We start from the raw sequence: 15,995 nt of genomic DNA, 5'->3' as shown, positions 1-15,995 counted from the left end.
CTTAACTTTCCTTAACACTATGATTTTCCGTGATCATTGCTAAACATTGGTTGGTGAAATCAGAGTAGTTTGATGATTTGTCGAATTCGATTTTGAGAGAACCATGAAACATCAGCGTGACGGTTACATCTTTATAGTCCAGCCAACAGGTATATCCATCGTAATCATGCCATGCGGATATTTCACCGAATAAATATTTATTATCAAATCGGTCGCCATTCGAGCGAATACAATCGAATACTCTTAGAAACTCTTTTGTCGTAAGTCTGCTTTCCATGTGAAACTCCTGATTTGTCTACGGGAGAGAGTAATTCTTGTTCCTTAGTTAACTACGACTTAGTTTCGTATCTAGATCACTCTGAATATAAACTGATTTGATTACGCTGTTAGTGGTAACTACGTGAATTAAATAAGTGGTTATTGCTTTGGTTGTCACTGATAACGTCAAGCAAATAACTGAACCCAAAGCATGCCCATTAAATGCGCTGTATTGGCACTTTATGCATACACATATTGAGGCGTTTAATAATAATCCCCGCACCAGAATGGTCTATGCAAATTGGCATAAAAAATCAGAAGAACAGCAGCAAGCTATATTAGATAGAGCGGAGCAGTTGTTGTTGAATATTGAGGAGTTGTAGGCTTTTTCAAAAATTGAGATTAAAAGAGTTAGGAAATAATCTCTTATTTGACCTCAATATGATTTATTTTTACGGAAAACCTGATATTGAAGCGATTATTGTTGGCATACCTTATCTGATGTATGCCAACAATTAATAGAAGGCTTTGTTAAGGCGCAAGGCCTGCATCATCAATAATCCAGTTTTTATCTACGACTAAAATGTCTCTTGCGGCTTGTGCTTCAATTGAAAACTGACTGTTACCAGCATCAAATGTCACGTTACTTTGTACTTGTTGTTTACTCCAGTTTATCAGTAAAGCATCGTAACGCTCAGTTGTCAGTGTGAGGTTGTTAAACATGCCAACCATATTTGTCACACTACTAATATCCCACGAACTAATATCACCAGTAAAACTGTCCGCATTCTCGAACATATAATAGAAACTCGTCACATTGCTAACGTCCCAACGGCTTAGATCTGCATTAAATAAATTAGTCTCAGCAAACATATAATCGAGTTCGGTAACTAGTCTTAGGTCTGGGGTATCAGAGGCATTGTTTATTAGGTTTTGCGCACCATAAAAAGTGTCAGCTAACGATTTCCATTTTATATCGCCCCATTGCTCAAGAGTTTGCAGCTTTTTCTCATCCAATAAATAGCTAGCTAATTGCGGAAAAGTACCATTAATACTAATAGTATAAGTACCCGCTACCGCATAGGTATGGGTTATATCTCCGCTTTGATTATAGTCAATGTGTCCGTCTCCCCAGTCGATATTATAATCGTAACTGTGGTCATTAAACTTCGTTGAGATAGTTACTTGGTTATCAAGACTTTTACCTCCTGGGGTATCTGTTTTCCAAGTCGTAATGAAAGAGCGAGGCTCAACAACACTTATTATCCGTATTGCTGTTGATTGATTTCCTTGAGAGTCACTGGCCGTATAAACTAGTTCATAATCACCTAGCGTATCGGTATTTACAGATGTTGTTGGGAGTTTTACTTGTATGGCCCCATCAATAAGATCAATTGCTGTAGCCCCTAATTCATTATATGGACGCCCTTGACCGATAATGACTTGGCTCTCTCCATTTAATTGGATTAATGGTGCCTGAGTGTCTTCTATATCACTTCCACTTTCATTACAGGCTGTAAGTAATACTGAAACAAATAACATTGCAGCTAATTGAGCAGAAAAGGTATTTTTTAAGTAGTGAATAAATAGCATGTTGGTAAACCTCCTTGTCTAACAATAACTTTACATAGTATAGGCATGGCTAACTGAAAAGTATTACAAATCAGACTTTTTTATAACGTTTGGTTATTTAACATTTATTTTTGATACGATTTTTCTATCTACTTTTACCTATGATCTCTGAGGTAAAGTATCGATTTTTTAAGTAAAAGTAGGGTAAGTGTCTTTATATTCGATTAAGGATAGGTTTTTTCTTTCGAGGTGAGCGTAGGGTTAGTTGAAGGCATGATGTGTAGTTAGCACTAAAGTGTGAAATACCTCGAGAATTAGCTGTAGTCTTGCGTAATAAATAACGGACTGTATTTGAGCTAAGTTAACTTTTGTGAATTTGTAAGCAGTTTTCAAAAATAGTGGTGGATTTGCTCTGTTATTTGTAGGTGATATATACCGTCGTGCGGTAAGATGGCTCAGTTTTTTAGACCGTAGTGTGTGGGTGTTTATGGTCTATTTAAAATAGAAGATTAGACATAAGTGTTTGAATGACTTAAGAGCATATGTTTTCTCGAATAATAGCTTATGTGAAACAATTTGTAGTTGCACAATGCTGTTTGTCTGTAATTAAAAATTTAATACACTTTTATAAGTGAGTATGAGGACTAGAAAGGCATGAGCGAAGGACAAACTAAGAATGCAGCCTTAACAACTGCACTAGCCTTTCATTACCAAGTATTGATTGGCTTGGATAAGTGTTTTTCGCTTGAAGAAGGCCAGTCCGTTTGGTTTGAAAAAGATGGTGACGTGAGCCTGCTTTCGCCGGATGCTTTAGCATCTATTCAAACAGAAGTAAAAGACTACGCAGCAGCACTAACTGATCACCACGAAAACTTCTGGAAAACCCTTAAGAACTGGTTGGCTCCAGAGTTTGACCATTCGCAATATGGCCTTTTAGTGCTGCACACGACTCAAGCCTTTGGCGCAAAAACTCGTCTAAAAGATTGGAATACACAAACTGTCGAGCAACGTTCTACTACGCTTAAAGATATTTTTTCAGAGCGCACCAAAGAGCAGCTTAATGCAAATAAAATATTAGGAATCATAAAATTACAGAAATATGTAATGTTAGATACTGCTAGTGAAGACTTGATGGCCGTCCTCGCCAAAGTTGTATTGCATGTGGAATCTGAAGATTCAGAAACACTAAAAAAGAGTTATTGCAATAAACTTAGTGGTTACATTCCGCTTTCTAATAGGCAAGCCTTTGCTGAAGGGCTGATTGGTTTTATATATGAACAGGCGAATGGCGCAGAATGGGTAATAAATAAGATAACGTTTGACCAAAAGCGAGAAGCCTTAACAGCAAAATGGGGGCCTACTTTATTTACTATTCCAGACTTCACCTACAGAGATGCAACAGAAGAAGAAGTTGAAGTGTATATTATGGAATTGTTTGCTCAGAAAATTCTTGAAATTAAGCATGAAGCTATACTGCCCGAAGCAATAGGTAGCTGGCTGGAGCTAAGGAACTCATTGATCGAGGAGTTAAATGGCTATCCACAATTCAGGGATACTGTGAGCCGATATCGTGAGCAATGGATTCGTACGTTTTCTGCGAAATATCGTATGGCGAGCCGCAAACAAGGTAGCTCAACGGCGATATCTCAGGACTTATACGATCAAGTAACTAGCGAAATGCCATTTGGCATCGAAGGCTATCCAAACCCTGGCTTTGCTTTTAGAAATGGGCTTATTCACGACGCTATGGATGATGAAGAACGCAATTTGAAATGGAGGGTTGAGCTATGAGCAGTATTGTCGATGCTCTGTATGAGTTAAAATACAACCCGTTTGAATATGGTCCTTACCTAGCGTCGTTTTATACGGCGATTGATGAGTCTGAAAATAACCTATTGCTAGCCCCTTTGGTCATCCCACTCTGTAGTCATCCTGTTTATAATAAAAAGATTTCTGGTGCTGTGTTTGGAGAAAAGAAAAAGAGCTCTATTTGGTCTATTTTCAACGACCGCACCCAGCTCTATGACCTTCAAGAGCGAATTGACGGATTTCAAGCCTTAACCGAACTATGCATTCAATACTGTTTAATCAATGATTGGTTATCGGTAAACGAACAAGGCTTATTCCTTCACAAGGGTGATGGTTATGACTCAGTCTTTACCTGTCAAAAAAGTGCAGAAAAGCTAGGGCGATTATTCAGTGGTCGATATTTATGCATTTTTAGGAGTGAAACCACGATGAATACACTTATTCATGAAATTGGCGTTATTGATAAGCAAGGCAACAAGCATCCGGTTAATTTTAAGGCTGGGCTTAACGTTGTTACTGGTAAGTCATCGACAGGAAAAAGTGCTTTAATTGAAATTTTTGACTATTGTTTTGGCAGTGGTGAAAATACTATACCCAAAGGCGTTATTACAACTAGTACAGCTATTTATTATGTAGCGCTTGCTGTTAACGAACAAGATATAGTGATTGCGCGAGATCCTGCTATTGCATCGAAAGCCTTCTTTCGTCGCGTTGGTGTATTCAATACTGAAGATATTGGTCATGATTATTTCAATGCCAGCTATTTTCGCCCATTAGATGAGTTCAAGAAGCACTTAAGGGAGTTTTTCTTAGATATAGACGATGTCGATGAATCTTTGGCTGCCAGAGCCAATCGGCGGTTTAATCAAAAAGCGCCTACACCATCGGTGCGTAGCTTTTCATCATTTATGCTTCAACATCAAAACCTTGTTGCTAATAAACATGCGTTGTTTTATCGATTCGATGAGAAAGAAAAGCGAGATCAGGCTATTGAGCATACTAAGATCTTTTTAGGACTTGTCGACCAAAATTTCTTTCACTTATCACAAGAAAAAGAACGAATTAGCGCAATAATTAGACGATTAGAGCGCCAAAAAGAAACCAACAAGCGTACCTCAGAAAGCTATAAACAAAAAGTCGGCCCAGTTTTGAGTCAGCTGTATGCCTTGATGGGGTTTAAAGATGAACCCTTATCATTAGATAAGATGCTTCGCCATTCACAAGATGCTAAAGACCAACTCGATGGCATCATAGTTTCGGATAAAATTAACTATAATTCCGATGCATCCACACAAAGATACAATCAGTTGAAACTGGCACGTAATCAAAAAAATGCCGAATTAAGGAAGTTACAGCGTCAAGCATCGTCAATTACTAAACATATTCAAGAAGAAAAACGGTTTGTTGATAACGTAAAGCAGTTTAGTTCACCTAAGCATGTTCATATATCAGCATCGGTCTGCCCGTTTTGTCATACTGAAAAAGATAGCTTGAGACAAAGTGCAGAAAAACTACAAAAGGCCATCACCAAGGTATCGGGTAACCTTGCTCAAGCGCGCCCGATGAAAGCAAAGTTTGAGTCTTCATTGGTTGACGTACAGCGCAATATTGAAGTTGTCAGCAAGGCTTTGACTGAACTAAACCAACAAATAACGGAAATCGAGAAAACAGATAAGCAATTAGCAGAACAAATGAGTTTGTATGAAAGTGTTGTGATGCAGAAGGCAAAGTTATTTGCAGTTCTTGATAACCTCAACATGGCTGACGATGCAGAGCTTGAAAAGGAAATCAAAGAGGTAAGAAAACAACTTAAGAAGATTAATGATGAGCTTAAACAATTCGATGTACAAAAAGGTTTAGAAAGAGCATCCGCTAAGGTAAACGAATATATGCGTGAAATTGGTCAGTATTTTTCGTTTGAAGCCAGCTATATGCCCATCAATCTTCATTTTTCATTTGAAACGTTTGATCTCTATCATTTAACGCCAGAAAACGAAAAAATCTATCTACGGTCAATGGGCAGTGGGGCAAATTGGTTGTACTGCCACGTAACTCTATTTTTAGCATTGCATAAGCATTTCGTTGAGCTGGGTGATAAATGTGCCATTCCTTCAATACTGTTCTTGGATCAGCCAACGCAAGTATATTTTCCAGATTTTTCTCGCGATAACTCTAATAGTTTCGAAGAGCAAAAAAGTAAGGAAGAAATTCAAAGAACAAATAAAGATAGACCTATTGATGAAGATATAAAAGCTGTTGAAAACTTATTTAGTCAACTTTCAATCTACTGTAATGAATTAAAAAGAAATTACGGCTTTAGCCCACAAATTATCGTGACAGATCATGCAGATAATTTGGAATTATCTAATGATATACCATTTGATTCGTTAGTTAATAATAACAGATGGCGAACACGTGGTTTGATTCACCCTGTTGAAGAATGATCCTGGGTAGTAATGTGAGTTGAGTCAACGAGATTTATACTGATTTATTTTTGTTGAGGTTAGCAACTATTGCCCGAACATTATTTATAATCAAATGTTTTTCCCAAAAATAAGCTAATTAATATAAAAATGGATGTAATTTTAAATAATTACATCCATTTTTTGATACGAGATATTCTTCCATAATCAACATACCCCGTCATATTTGCAATATCCCCGATCGAGGATAAAGTAGTTATTATCCCTTATCGGGGATAAAATGGTACTCAAAAACCAATTACAAAATGAATGCCGTTTAAGATTGTTTCAGGGTTGTTTTCAAGGTTTGATAAACAAATCATTCCTAACCAACTTTTTTGCAAGCATCATAAAACATAGATAAACTGAGTTAACTATTCCTAATTTTCATAAGATAATGCGATGTTACTTGAAGGTATTGAAACACTTTTAGTTTTAAGTAAAGAGAAGACAATGAGTCGTACAGGCAGCGTACTGTACCTTAGTCAATCTGCGGTGAGTAAGCGTATTACAAAACTAGAAAAGCGTTTAGGGAAAAAATTAATAGAGCCTAATGGTCGTTATGTCACACTCACGGCTGATGCTAAATCGTTAATTGATAATATCTCTCCAACGTTTAGCGAACTTTGTGGACGCATATATGAACAACAAGCCTTAGCGAATGATTCTTTACTTAGAATTGATTGCTCTGAAACGCTTGTGGCGGGGTATTTTAGCCAAGCGCTATCAACATGTTTTCATGATGATCCAAATTTGACCGTCACAACGAATCACACGCCACGAATTGTCGAAAATGTAAAATCAGGAAAAGCGACGCTAGGCCTTTGTGCAGGATATTTACCATCTGGGCATGGATTATTAAGCTTCCATCTTTTCGATGAACCATTTTATGTTGTTAGTAACAAACATTTGGATAAGCTACCTAATGAATTGATAACAACGGATCTGACAAACAGTGCGAATACTCATCAGTCGGTTATTTTAGAAGCTTTAAAAGTGAACCCTATAATGGAGCTAGATTCATATACCGCAGCAGCCCATTTAGCATTACAAGGAACTGCTCCGGCACTGATTCCTTTTTCGGTAATAAAAGCAATAAATATAGAAGCGCGTTATTTATATCAATATAGCGAACTCAAACCGCTTTTTAGACCCATCTACATATGCACCAGACAAAATAATTATCGATTAGAGCGAGTTCAGAAAGTCATTACCGCACTTTCTGAGCACGTCAATATTAAGTTATGAGGCGTTATTCACATATAGCGATGCAATCGACTTCAATCTTTAATCCAAAGTGCAGTTCTCTGGTTGGTACTATGGTTCGCACCGGTTTATGATCCATAAAGTATTCTTTGCAAATATCATTAACCGTGTCCCACATATCAATGTCTGAAATGTAGATAACCAGTTTTAATACTTGTTGAAGATCGCTTCCTGCTTCTTCAATAATTGTGTTCAAATTATCTAATACACGACGGGTCTGTTGGCTTATATCACCGTTTATTTTTTCCCCTGTGTTTGGGTTAATTGGTAATTGGCCTGATACGTAAATTAATCCATTATGTGCTATCGCTTGAGAGTAATGTCCTGCTGCTTTTAATGAATTTTTAGTTTGAATATATTTCATTATTAACCTCTCATATCATTGATTAAATGTTCAATTGATTTTGTTGCCTTGAGTCCATTTCCGGTTACGACACCAACGGTGAGTTCGTCAGGTTTGATTTCTTGCGTTTTTATAAGCTGAGCGATTCCTGCAAATGCCGTCGCTGATGTTGGTTCGATAAAGAATCCTTGTGATCCCATTTCTTTTAATGCTGATTGGATTTGTTGTTCACTAACACTAATAAAATTCCCATTCGTTTCTTTGACAAATTGAAGGATTTCATTCATACGTGATGAACGCTTAATCTTAATACCTTCAGCAATGGTATCTTCTGAAGTAATGTTGATTTCTTTATTGTTAAAGGTTTGAACGAACGGCTGAATGCTTTCACTTTGAATACCAAAAAGGCGAGGGAGTTTGCTTATTTCTCCGCCTTTTAATAATTCAGAGAAACCGATATATGCTCCGGCTAATAGGCTTCCATTTCCTGCGGGAACAACAAAATTATCAGGGGCTTTATACCCACATTGTTCCCATATTTCATAAGCGATAGATTTGACTCCCTCGATAAATAGGGGGTGCCAGTTATGCCCAACATAATGACTTCCATGAGTGGCGCTGCTCTCTATTGCGGCTAGAGCAACATCTTCTCTTGTTCCTTCTATTTCAATGCAGTTAGCGCCGTATAATCGCGTTTGTGTCGTCTTTCCTTTGGATGTTCCAGCAGGCACAAATATGTTGCATTGCATGTTTCCTTTAGCGGCATAACCGGCATAAGCACTTCCTCCATTACCGCTTGAGTCTTCAGCAATGCTCGTTATTCCATGGTTGTTAAGGTAGTTGATTACAAGAGAGGCTCCTCGATCTTTAAATGAGCCTGTTGGTTGTAGCGAATCAAGTTTAACCAGTACTGGAGTTCCTGATATTTCAGCTTGGCAAAGAGGTGTGATGGTTTCATTGAAAGTGATGTTGATATCGTCTTTTTTTATTGGGAAAGCACTAGAATAGCGTCTAGGTGTGAATTCATTTTCTATGAGATCTTTTTTACTAAATGACGTTTGAGGTTTAACCCATAAGGCAAAGCCACATTCACATTTTATGAGTTCAGGTTTAGGTGCGTATTCTTTATTACACGCCATGCAGATGTATTTCATGGATGATCACTTCTAAGTTTGATGAATTAGAAGAAATATTCTACGGGCGATTTTTTTATTTTATAAAGGAAAGATCGGTATTTGTTCTATTCCTGAATGGAATAGGTAGACGCAATTATTAATTGGTTATGAAAAAAAAATGGATGCAGCCAATATCTGCATCTATTTTTTAATTACTTAAAGTAAAGCGGCGAATTAACTTCTAGTTTTTACCCTAAATAGAGTTTCTCTAAGTGCGCTTTAAAGAAACTTGCTTCTCTACATCTACGGTTTGTCTCATTGCACTCAGTGTGTAGTTCGCATAGATTATTTACTTGCCGATAAAGATGAATGAACGATATTTAATAACAGCTTAGTAAATGGACTGTGTCGGTCTGATGTTTTTACATACGAAACGACATTTAATGGCATATTATATGTATCTGGTATTTTGATTTTAGTATGTTCTGATGATTGATTTGAAGCTTGAATAACACAAGCAAATCCAGGTTTTCGACAGTACTCTAATGCCACACCAACACTTGCAATGCTTCCTATAAATGAAAGATCAATCCCTTTGCTGCTCAAGTTCTCAATAAAACGGTAACGGTAACGGTTGTCATTCCAACCAGTACTTGTTATCGCTAAAAATGGCCATGAAAGGACCTCTTCAAAAGTAGGGATAGGCTGATTTTTACTGACTATAAATGCGTATTCATCATCAAACATCCTTTTTTGATATAGAGATGCAGATACCGTCGGGTTTGAATAATGGATACCTAAATGAGTCTCATTGTTTAGCAAGTCTTGCGCGGTAGTTTGACGCCATGTGTTGATATCTATTGAGGCATTTGGAAATGCAACTTGTAATTTTTCAAACAGATTGCAGCCATATTTTTCTATAAGAGAAGAAGCGATTGATACCTTAATTGGCTTATCATAGTTTGCACTATCGAATTCATCTAAGACCATCATTTGATCAAACTGAGTAATAAGCTGGCGAGCTAAAGGATAGAGTTTAATGGCCTCTGGTGTTGCTTCTAAGCCATTTTCTCCTCTCTCGAATAAACTGTATCCCATCTCTTCAGATAGTTTTGTTAACTGCTTACTTACGGCGCTTTTATTTATGCCACGAACCTGAGAAGTAGCATTAAGGCTTTTAAATTCCATCATGCTTATGAAGGTGCGGAGAAAGTTAAGATTCATAATGGTTTCCATTTTGGAAAATATGATTATAGATGAAGTTCATTTAGGATATCTTATAATCGCCAACATATCTTCTGAACTGAATAATTTAAGGCGAACTTATGTTTAAAAAATCACTACTTGTTTTGACCATTTCTGCTAGCACAATCTTATTTGCAACTGAATCCTTTGCTGAGCAAACAACTAAGGTGACAGTAACTGCTGATAATTACCCTACACTTGAGACGAATCGCCAAATGGTTAACAAGACGATTGAAGCAGGTGGTATGAATAAGTTTGCGCACCGTCGTCAATTAACGCAATTAGATGAACAAAAAGTGGTACGTCTTAACCGTGATACCTATTACTCATGGGGCATTGTAGATATTTCTAAAGGTGCTACATATACATTGCCTGATGTGGGCGATAAGTACATTTCAGCTCAAGTAATTACTGAAGATCACCGTATACAAGCAATGAAGTACGGAGCTGGTACGTATGAGATTTCTACTCATGATGATTCACAAACACACGCGATTGTATTTGCACGCTTAGACTCTCGTTTTACGGAAGCAGAAGCGAAAGAGATCCAAGATAAAATGCGCATTGATGCTAACAGTGCTGAACTCGTTACACCTATCAATTTTGATATGGAGAAATTCATAGAAGTCGAGAATAAACTGAAGGCACAAATGGGGGTTATTAGTAACCGTGATGGTGCTGAAGCAATTACGGGTATGTTCACAGATCCACTTGATGCTTCAGCTAAAGATTATACCCTTGAGAAGTACACCGTTGGGGCGGCTATCGGTTGGGCTGGTGCTCAAAAAATTGATAATGTGTATGAAGTATCAGATAACTACCCAAGCAGTACGTGCTATCAAGCAACCTTTAAAAATCCAGAAAATAAAGCGTTCTGGTCAGTCACTGTTTATAACGGCAAAGGTTTTATGTTTAATGAGAAAGCAAACATCAACTCTTACAATGCTGATATGAATAATGATGGTACTTTTACAGTAAGCTTCGGCTGTGGTGATGGTGCGATAAATAACTTGGTAACTGCGAATGAAACCGCGGAATTCAATATAGGCGTCCGTCATTATCAAGCTTCTGATAAAGTACGTAGCGGTGAAATTCGTATCTTACCGACAGTAAAAGCAGTTAAATAGATAGCGGTAGAGCTTTTACGAGATAACTTGGAGTATCAATAAAAAAGGAGCAGCTATAGACTGCTCCTTAATTCGTTAAAGATAGCGATTCTCTAAATGCGCTTTAAAGAATTCAGGATTCAACACATCACCTGTCGACTGTTTAACCAACTCATCTGTTGAGAGTAGGGATGCTTTCTTCCAAATGTTCTTATCTAGCCAGGCAAAGATTGGTTCTAGATTACCTTGCGAGATCTGCTCTGCAACGTTTACTTCTTTTTTCATTGCTGCCATAAACTGTGCTGCGTACATTGCACCTAATGTGTAACTTGGGAAGTAACCAAAGCTGCCATCTGTCCAGTGAATGTCTTGCATGCAACCATTTTTGTAATTGTCTTTAGTTGATAAACCTAAGTACTGCTGCATTTTTGTATCCCATAATTCAGGGATATCTGTGTATTCGATTTTACCATTCATTAAGTCACGTTCAATTTCATAACGAAGGATAACGTGAGCAGGGTAAGTGGCTTCATCAGCATCTACACGGATAAAATCTGGGTTTACTCGTGTGTAGATTTTTTGCAGGTTACTTGATTCAATGATTTTTGGATCAGCCTGAGTAAAGTGTTTAGCAACTAAAGGAGACAGTTGAGCAATAAACTCTTGGCTGCGGCCTAATTGCATTTCAAAAAACAGGCTTTGTGATTCATGAATGCCCATCGAACGAGCTTGTCCTACTGGTAGCCCTGCAAACGCTTTTGGTAACCCTTGCTCATAGCGTGCATGACCCGTTTCATGTACCGTGCCCATTAATGATTGCACAAAATCACTGTCATCGTAACGCGTGGTAATACGAACATCGGTAGGAACGCCGCCACAGAAAGGGTGCATGCTGACATCAAGACGGCCATGGTCAAAGTCAAAATTTAGAAACTTCATTACATCTAAGCTCAGCTGGCGCTGTTGCTCTGTCGGGTAGTGGCCTTCTGGTAAATGAATAGATTCTGTCGCTTGTTTCTCTTGGAGCTGCTGGATAAGTGTTGGCAGCCATGTTTTTACGTTATCAAAAACCACATCAAGTTTGGCTGTGGTGGTTCCTGGTTCGTATAAATCAAGCATGGCATCGTAAGGCGTTAATCCTGTTATGTCTGCGCGGATCTGAGCTTCTTCTTTTGATAGCGCGACAATTTCTGCAAAGTTCTTACTGAATCCCGCCCAATCATTCTCACCACGCTGAGTACGCCATGCATGTTCACATTTAGAACCTGCAAGAGATTGTGCTTCGACTAAAGCTTCTGGTAGGGCAGTGGTTTGTTGCCATTGAGATTTCATTTCACGAAGGCTTGCTTGCTCATTAGTCGATAAAGATTCTGATTCTGCTTTATCAAACCATTCTGCTAGGTGCGGGGCATTACCAAGTTGATGTAGATGAACAGACAGCTCAGCCATGGCTTCTGATCTCGCTTCATTACCACCCGATGGCATTACAGCAGCTTGGTCCCACCCACAAATGGCAGATAGATGTTCAAAGCGAGAGATTTTTAAATGGTGTTGAACGAGTTTTTGGTAATGGCTCATAGATATTCCTTCATTTTAATTATTCTAACTTTTAATGATTGTAACTCTATGTTTATCGCTAGGTAAAATATTTACAGTAATCAATGACATTAAACAGACAAAAAAATACCCCGCATTAAGCGAGGCATACATTTTCACAAATAGTGAAAGTGGTTTAGCTAATTTTTACAGGCCAGCCGTAAGATTTGTACTCTTCAGCTAGCTTGTTCGCGATCTCAGTAGATACAGTTGCTGAAACCCATTTGCCAAAACCCATTACTTGATATTCTAATGTTACATGATTCATAATTATTCCCCCCCAGATATGAATGCGTGTACTTTATCGCTCTTCACTAGAGATAACTTTCATATCAGGGTCAAATAGATCGATATATGGCTTATTTTATATAAACGTGCAAAATAAATGAAATGTATAAATATATGTAGAGTATTTATTCAAATTTATAGACTGAAAGGAAAAGATAGTAATTATTTATTTAATCGATATATTAATATAACCTTCAGTAAAATATGGATATAGCATGATAATGGATTTTTGGGCATTCTTTATTGCGATACTACTTTTAACGATGACCCCAGGGCTAGACACTGCCTTAGTAATTCGTAATACCACGCGTGGTGGTTGGAAAGATGGCATTACTTGCAGTCTTGGTATTTGCTGTGGTCTGTTTGTGCATGCAACCTTGTCTGCGGTGGGTTTGTCCGTGTTGCTTGTTGGCTCTGCTGAGCTGTTTACTGTAGTAAAAACTGTGGGTGCTATTTATCTGATTTATTTAGGAATACAATCAATTAGAAGTACGTTTAATAAGCATCAAGCGATGAATACGACAAGCGAGAAAGGTAAAGATAGTAAGCCTTTAGCTGTTTCATTTAAAGAAGGTTTTTTATCTAATATCTTAAATCCTAAAACCGCGGTGTTTTATCTGGCGTTATTACCCCAATTTATTAACCCTGAATATAGTGCGTTTATTCAATCACTATTGATGGCGAGTATTCATTTTATTATTGCGATGCTTTGGCAGGGTGGAATTGCATTATTGGTTGAGAAAGCTCAAGAGATGATGGCTAGCGAAAAAGTGACGAAGAGAATAGAGAGAATAACAGGCATGGTACTGATTGTATTAGGTGGTAATTTGCTAGTTTCTAAGTGAGTGTTCTATCTATTAAATTAAGAATGCTATACATAAATTTTTCAATCATAGGTATAGCATTCTTATTGTTAGTCGATAAGTGTTATTAACTGTCTTTAGAGCGAACTGAGTCAATCACATTACCAATCTTTTCGGTTATTGGGTTTGGCTTTTTTGGTTTTTTGTCTTTTTTTGCAAAGTGAACATGTACATCTTGCTGAGCAAAGGGAATCGAAATCCCTTCTTTATCAAAACGTAATTTCACTTCACGAGTAACATCCCAATACACATCCCAATAATCGTCTGTTTTAACCCAAGGACGAACAATAAAATCAACAGAAGATGCACCTAGCACGTGAACACGAATATTTGGTTCTGGCTTTTTCAATGCTGCAGGGTGAGCATCAACAATTTCTGCTAAAATCTTCTCAGCTTTTTCGATACTGTCTTCATATCCAATGCCAAACACCATATCGACACGGCGTAATCGTTCATGGGTTACGTTCTTTATTACGTCTCCCCAAATCTTACTATTGGGCAAAATGATGATTTGGTTATCAAAGGTTTTGATCGTGGTGTTAACAAGGCTCATGGAGCTTACCTTGCCAGATACGCCACCGGCCTCAACAAGATCACCAACATCAAATGGACGGTAAATAAGTAACATCATGCCCGATGCAAAGTTAGATAGGGTATCTTGTAATGCGAAACCAATAATAATACCGGCGACACCAAAACCTGTGAGAACAGGCGCGAGATCTAAGCCTATTTTAGAGAAAGCGATTAAGATACCAATAAAGTAAATGAGCTTACTCGACATCGATACAAAGAAATCTTGCATCAACTTACTCATGCGCAAATGCGGCTGTACTACGGCTTTTAAAACAACACGGCTGGTGAGTTTTGCAACCATGCGAGTCGCAAACAGTATCAATACGAAAACTAAGAATTTGAGTAATTGATCTGGAGCGTGCTTTAACAGCCAATTACTGCCAGATGAAATCCAGTTACTTAAAATAGCGGTAATAACAGGGAAGTTAAGAATATCTTCGGTTAAATTACCTGTGGTAGAAAAAAGCTGTCGTTTGTAATCGGTGGTATTGATATTTAGTTGGTCAGCAATACTAATCAGTTTTTCTAACCCTTTGGTTGAGTTAGTGACTTTGCGTTCAAAAAATAGATGATCGAGGGTGAGGGACGATTTCTCTGAATCGGATGAATGAGCCAGTTGATCGGACAGCAGCTGTTCACGGCTAGTATCAAAACTTAATGATGCAGAGAGAAACTTAATTTTTTGATCAATAAATAACTTAAAGGCGGTTAATTTTGATTCCTCTGGTTTTCCTAGTTTCGCAAGCCATTGGTAGTTTTCAAGTTGGTCATTTAGAGAGAGGTAGTAGTAATCTCTAGATTCTTTAAGCGTATTTTGCAGTGCAAGTTTTTGTTCTATATCTGCTTTGTCTAATTTCGCTTGTTTTTGTTTAATGTCTTTGTCTAGATAGTCAATAGAGCGATCAGCATAAGCGACTTGGCTTTCTACTTCTTGGATTAACAGTGGCGTGGTTGTCTTATCATGACGTTTGATTAAATCAGCTAAGACTATCCTAAGCTCGTTATTTTTACCAAGCTGCTGAACTCGGATAACGGCAAGATCGCTTCCTGTAAACGAAGCTGCTTCTTTTTTTAATCGTGCGACTTCATTATTTATTTTGTCTAAGGCTTCTAGATCTTGAGCTTCATTAGCAAAGGAGATAGAGCTAAAAAAGAGAAGGAGCCAAATAAAATTGCGCATAATGCCTCTATTGCGGTGAAGGAAGTTAGGTGATGCCTTTTATGTATTGTAGTGAAATATAAAGGAAAGTGGCACAAGAAATTTTTTAGGAGATGTCACAAAAATGAAAAAGCAGCTGTGAAAGCCGCTTTTTTATTTGGTGTGTAATGTTGATTAGTTAAGTTTTTTGAACTCATCAAACAGAGCTTTAAAAAAAGAGATTAAAAATCCAGCTACAATCACTAATAATACTGAACCAAATATCAGAGTTAATATTTCCATATATCACCTCGTAAAAGAGTACAAAGTGAGTATAGTAGATTTATAAGTTTATTTATTT

General features: G+C 37.6%; 14 protein-coding genes. 6 read left to right on the top strand and 8 right to left on the bottom strand.

Annotated features, from left to right (window positions below; all coding sequences use genetic code 11):
- Position 1 precedes the first annotated feature (1 nt).
- Positions 2-277, bottom strand: a complete 276-nt coding sequence (locus AC2INI_RS07660; RefSeq protein ID WP_486304513.1) for a DUF3081 domain-containing protein — start codon at positions 275-277, stop codon at positions 2-4.
- A gap of 136 nt (positions 278-413) precedes the next feature.
- Here AC2INI_RS07660 and AC2INI_RS07655 point away from each other — a divergent pair, with 136 nt between their 5' ends.
- A complete protein-coding gene (locus tag AC2INI_RS07655) occupies positions 414-641 on the top strand; it encodes a hypothetical protein (protein ID WP_486304512.1) in 228 nt (75 codons plus the stop codon).
- A 148-nt stretch (positions 642-789) separates the two neighbouring features.
- Here the strand turns inward: AC2INI_RS07655 and AC2INI_RS07650 are convergent, their stop codons facing one another.
- A complete protein-coding gene (locus AC2INI_RS07650; protein WP_486304511.1) occupies positions 790-1,851 on the bottom strand; it encodes a BspA family leucine-rich repeat surface protein in 1,062 nt (353 codons plus the stop codon).
- 633 nt (positions 1,852-2,484) lie between these two features.
- On the opposite strand from AC2INI_RS07650, the gene AC2INI_RS07645 reads away from it, so the two are divergent.
- The 3 genes from AC2INI_RS07645 (at position 2,485) to AC2INI_RS07635 (ending at position 7,349) form a co-directional block, all read left to right on the top strand.
- Positions 2,485-3,621 carry a hypothetical protein gene (locus AC2INI_RS07645; RefSeq protein WP_486304510.1) on the top strand — a complete coding sequence of 379 codons (1,137 nt, stop codon included), beginning with the start codon at positions 2,485-2,487 and terminating at the stop codon, positions 3,619-3,621.
- Positions 3,618-6,083, top strand: a complete 2,466-nt coding sequence (locus AC2INI_RS07640) for a three component ABC system middle component (RefSeq protein WP_486304509.1) — start codon at positions 3,618-3,620, stop codon at positions 6,081-6,083. The genes AC2INI_RS07645 and AC2INI_RS07640 overlap by 4 nt, the downstream gene beginning before the upstream one ends.
- Before the next feature lie 420 nt (positions 6,084-6,503).
- Complete coding sequence (locus AC2INI_RS07635; protein ID WP_486304508.1) at positions 6,504-7,349, top strand: LysR family transcriptional regulator; 846 nt, start codon at positions 6,504-6,506, stop codon at positions 7,347-7,349.
- A gap of 4 nt (positions 7,350-7,353) precedes the next feature.
- Here AC2INI_RS07635 and AC2INI_RS07630 read toward each other — a convergent pair whose 3' ends face one another.
- From AC2INI_RS07630 to AC2INI_RS07620, 3 genes are all read right to left on the bottom strand, one after another.
- Positions 7,354-7,731 (bottom strand): RidA family protein, encoded by a 378-nt coding sequence (locus AC2INI_RS07630; RefSeq protein ID WP_486304507.1) that lies wholly within the window; start codon positions 7,729-7,731, stop codon positions 7,354-7,356.
- Between the two features lie 2 nt (positions 7,732-7,733).
- The gene (locus AC2INI_RS07625) at positions 7,734-8,849 is read right to left on the bottom strand and encodes a threonine synthase (RefSeq protein WP_486304506.1); all 1,116 of its coding nucleotides are present in this window, start codon (positions 8,847-8,849) and stop codon (positions 7,734-7,736) included.
- Positions 8,850-9,170: 321 nt separating this feature from the next.
- A complete protein-coding gene (locus tag AC2INI_RS07620; RefSeq protein WP_486304505.1) occupies positions 9,171-10,049 on the bottom strand; it encodes a LysR family transcriptional regulator in 879 nt (292 codons plus the stop codon).
- Between the two features lie 101 nt (positions 10,050-10,150).
- Here AC2INI_RS07620 and AC2INI_RS07615 point away from each other — a divergent pair, with 101 nt between their 5' ends.
- Positions 10,151-11,197, top strand: a complete 1,047-nt coding sequence (locus AC2INI_RS07615; protein ID WP_486304504.1) for a DUF1214 domain-containing protein — start codon at positions 10,151-10,153, stop codon at positions 11,195-11,197.
- 75 nt (positions 11,198-11,272) lie between these two features.
- Here the strand turns inward: AC2INI_RS07615 and AC2INI_RS07610 are convergent, their stop codons facing one another.
- Entirely contained in the window at positions 11,273-12,754 is a 1,482-nt protein-coding gene (locus tag AC2INI_RS07610) for a carboxypeptidase M32 (protein WP_486304503.1), read from the bottom strand.
- A 154-nt stretch (positions 12,755-12,908) separates the two neighbouring features.
- Entirely contained in the window at positions 12,909-13,040 is a 132-nt protein-coding gene (locus tag AC2INI_RS07605) for a hypothetical protein (RefSeq protein WP_122034466.1), read from the bottom strand.
- A gap of 235 nt (positions 13,041-13,275) precedes the next feature.
- Between AC2INI_RS07605 and AC2INI_RS07600 the strand changes: the two genes are divergently transcribed.
- A complete protein-coding gene (locus tag AC2INI_RS07600) occupies positions 13,276-13,905 on the top strand; it encodes a LysE family translocator (RefSeq protein ID WP_486304502.1) in 630 nt (209 codons plus the stop codon).
- A gap of 85 nt (positions 13,906-13,990) precedes the next feature.
- Here AC2INI_RS07600 and AC2INI_RS07595 read toward each other — a convergent pair whose 3' ends face one another.
- The gene (locus AC2INI_RS07595) at positions 13,991-15,676 is read right to left on the bottom strand and encodes a mechanosensitive ion channel family protein (RefSeq protein WP_486304501.1); all 1,686 of its coding nucleotides are present in this window, start codon (positions 15,674-15,676) and stop codon (positions 13,991-13,993) included.
- Positions 15,677-15,995: the final 319 nt, after the last annotated feature.

This window comes from Aliivibrio friggae (assembly GCF_057368515.1).
This window is presented reverse-complemented; position numbering and strand designations above follow the sequence as displayed.

Coding starts and splice junctions, on each gene's coding strand:
- AC2INI_RS07660 (WP_486304513.1), bottom strand. CDS start 277: ATGGAAAGCAGACTTACGACAAAAGAGTTTCTAAGAGTATTCGATTGT.
- AC2INI_RS07650 (WP_486304511.1), bottom strand. CDS start 1,851: ATGCTATTTATTCACTACTTAAAAAATACCTTTTCTGCTCAATTAGCT.
- AC2INI_RS07645 (WP_486304510.1), top strand. CDS start 2,485: ATGAGCGAAGGACAAACTAAGAATGCAGCCTTAACAACTGCACTAGCC.
- AC2INI_RS07640 (WP_486304509.1), top strand. CDS start 3,618: ATGAGCAGTATTGTCGATGCTCTGTATGAGTTAAAATACAACCCGTTT.
- AC2INI_RS07635 (WP_486304508.1), top strand. CDS start 6,504: ATGTTACTTGAAGGTATTGAAACACTTTTAGTTTTAAGTAAAGAGAAG.
- AC2INI_RS07630 (WP_486304507.1), bottom strand. CDS start 7,731: ATGAAATATATTCAAACTAAAAATTCATTAAAAGCAGCAGGACATTAC.
- AC2INI_RS07625 (WP_486304506.1), bottom strand. CDS start 8,849: ATGGCGTGTAATAAAGAATACGCACCTAAACCTGAACTCATAAAATGT.
- AC2INI_RS07620 (WP_486304505.1), bottom strand. CDS start 10,049: ATGAATCTTAACTTTCTCCGCACCTTCATAAGCATGATGGAATTTAAA.
- AC2INI_RS07615 (WP_486304504.1), top strand. CDS start 10,151: ATGTTTAAAAAATCACTACTTGTTTTGACCATTTCTGCTAGCACAATC.
- AC2INI_RS07610 (WP_486304503.1), bottom strand. CDS start 12,754: ATGAGCCATTACCAAAAACTCGTTCAACACCATTTAAAAATCTCTCGC.
- AC2INI_RS07605 (WP_122034466.1), bottom strand. CDS start 13,040: ATGAATCATGTAACATTAGAATATCAAGTAATGGGTTTTGGCAAATGG.
- AC2INI_RS07600 (WP_486304502.1), top strand. CDS start 13,276: ATGATAATGGATTTTTGGGCATTCTTTATTGCGATACTACTTTTAACG.
- AC2INI_RS07595 (WP_486304501.1), bottom strand. CDS start 15,676: ATGCGCAATTTTATTTGGCTCCTTCTCTTTTTTAGCTCTATCTCCTTT.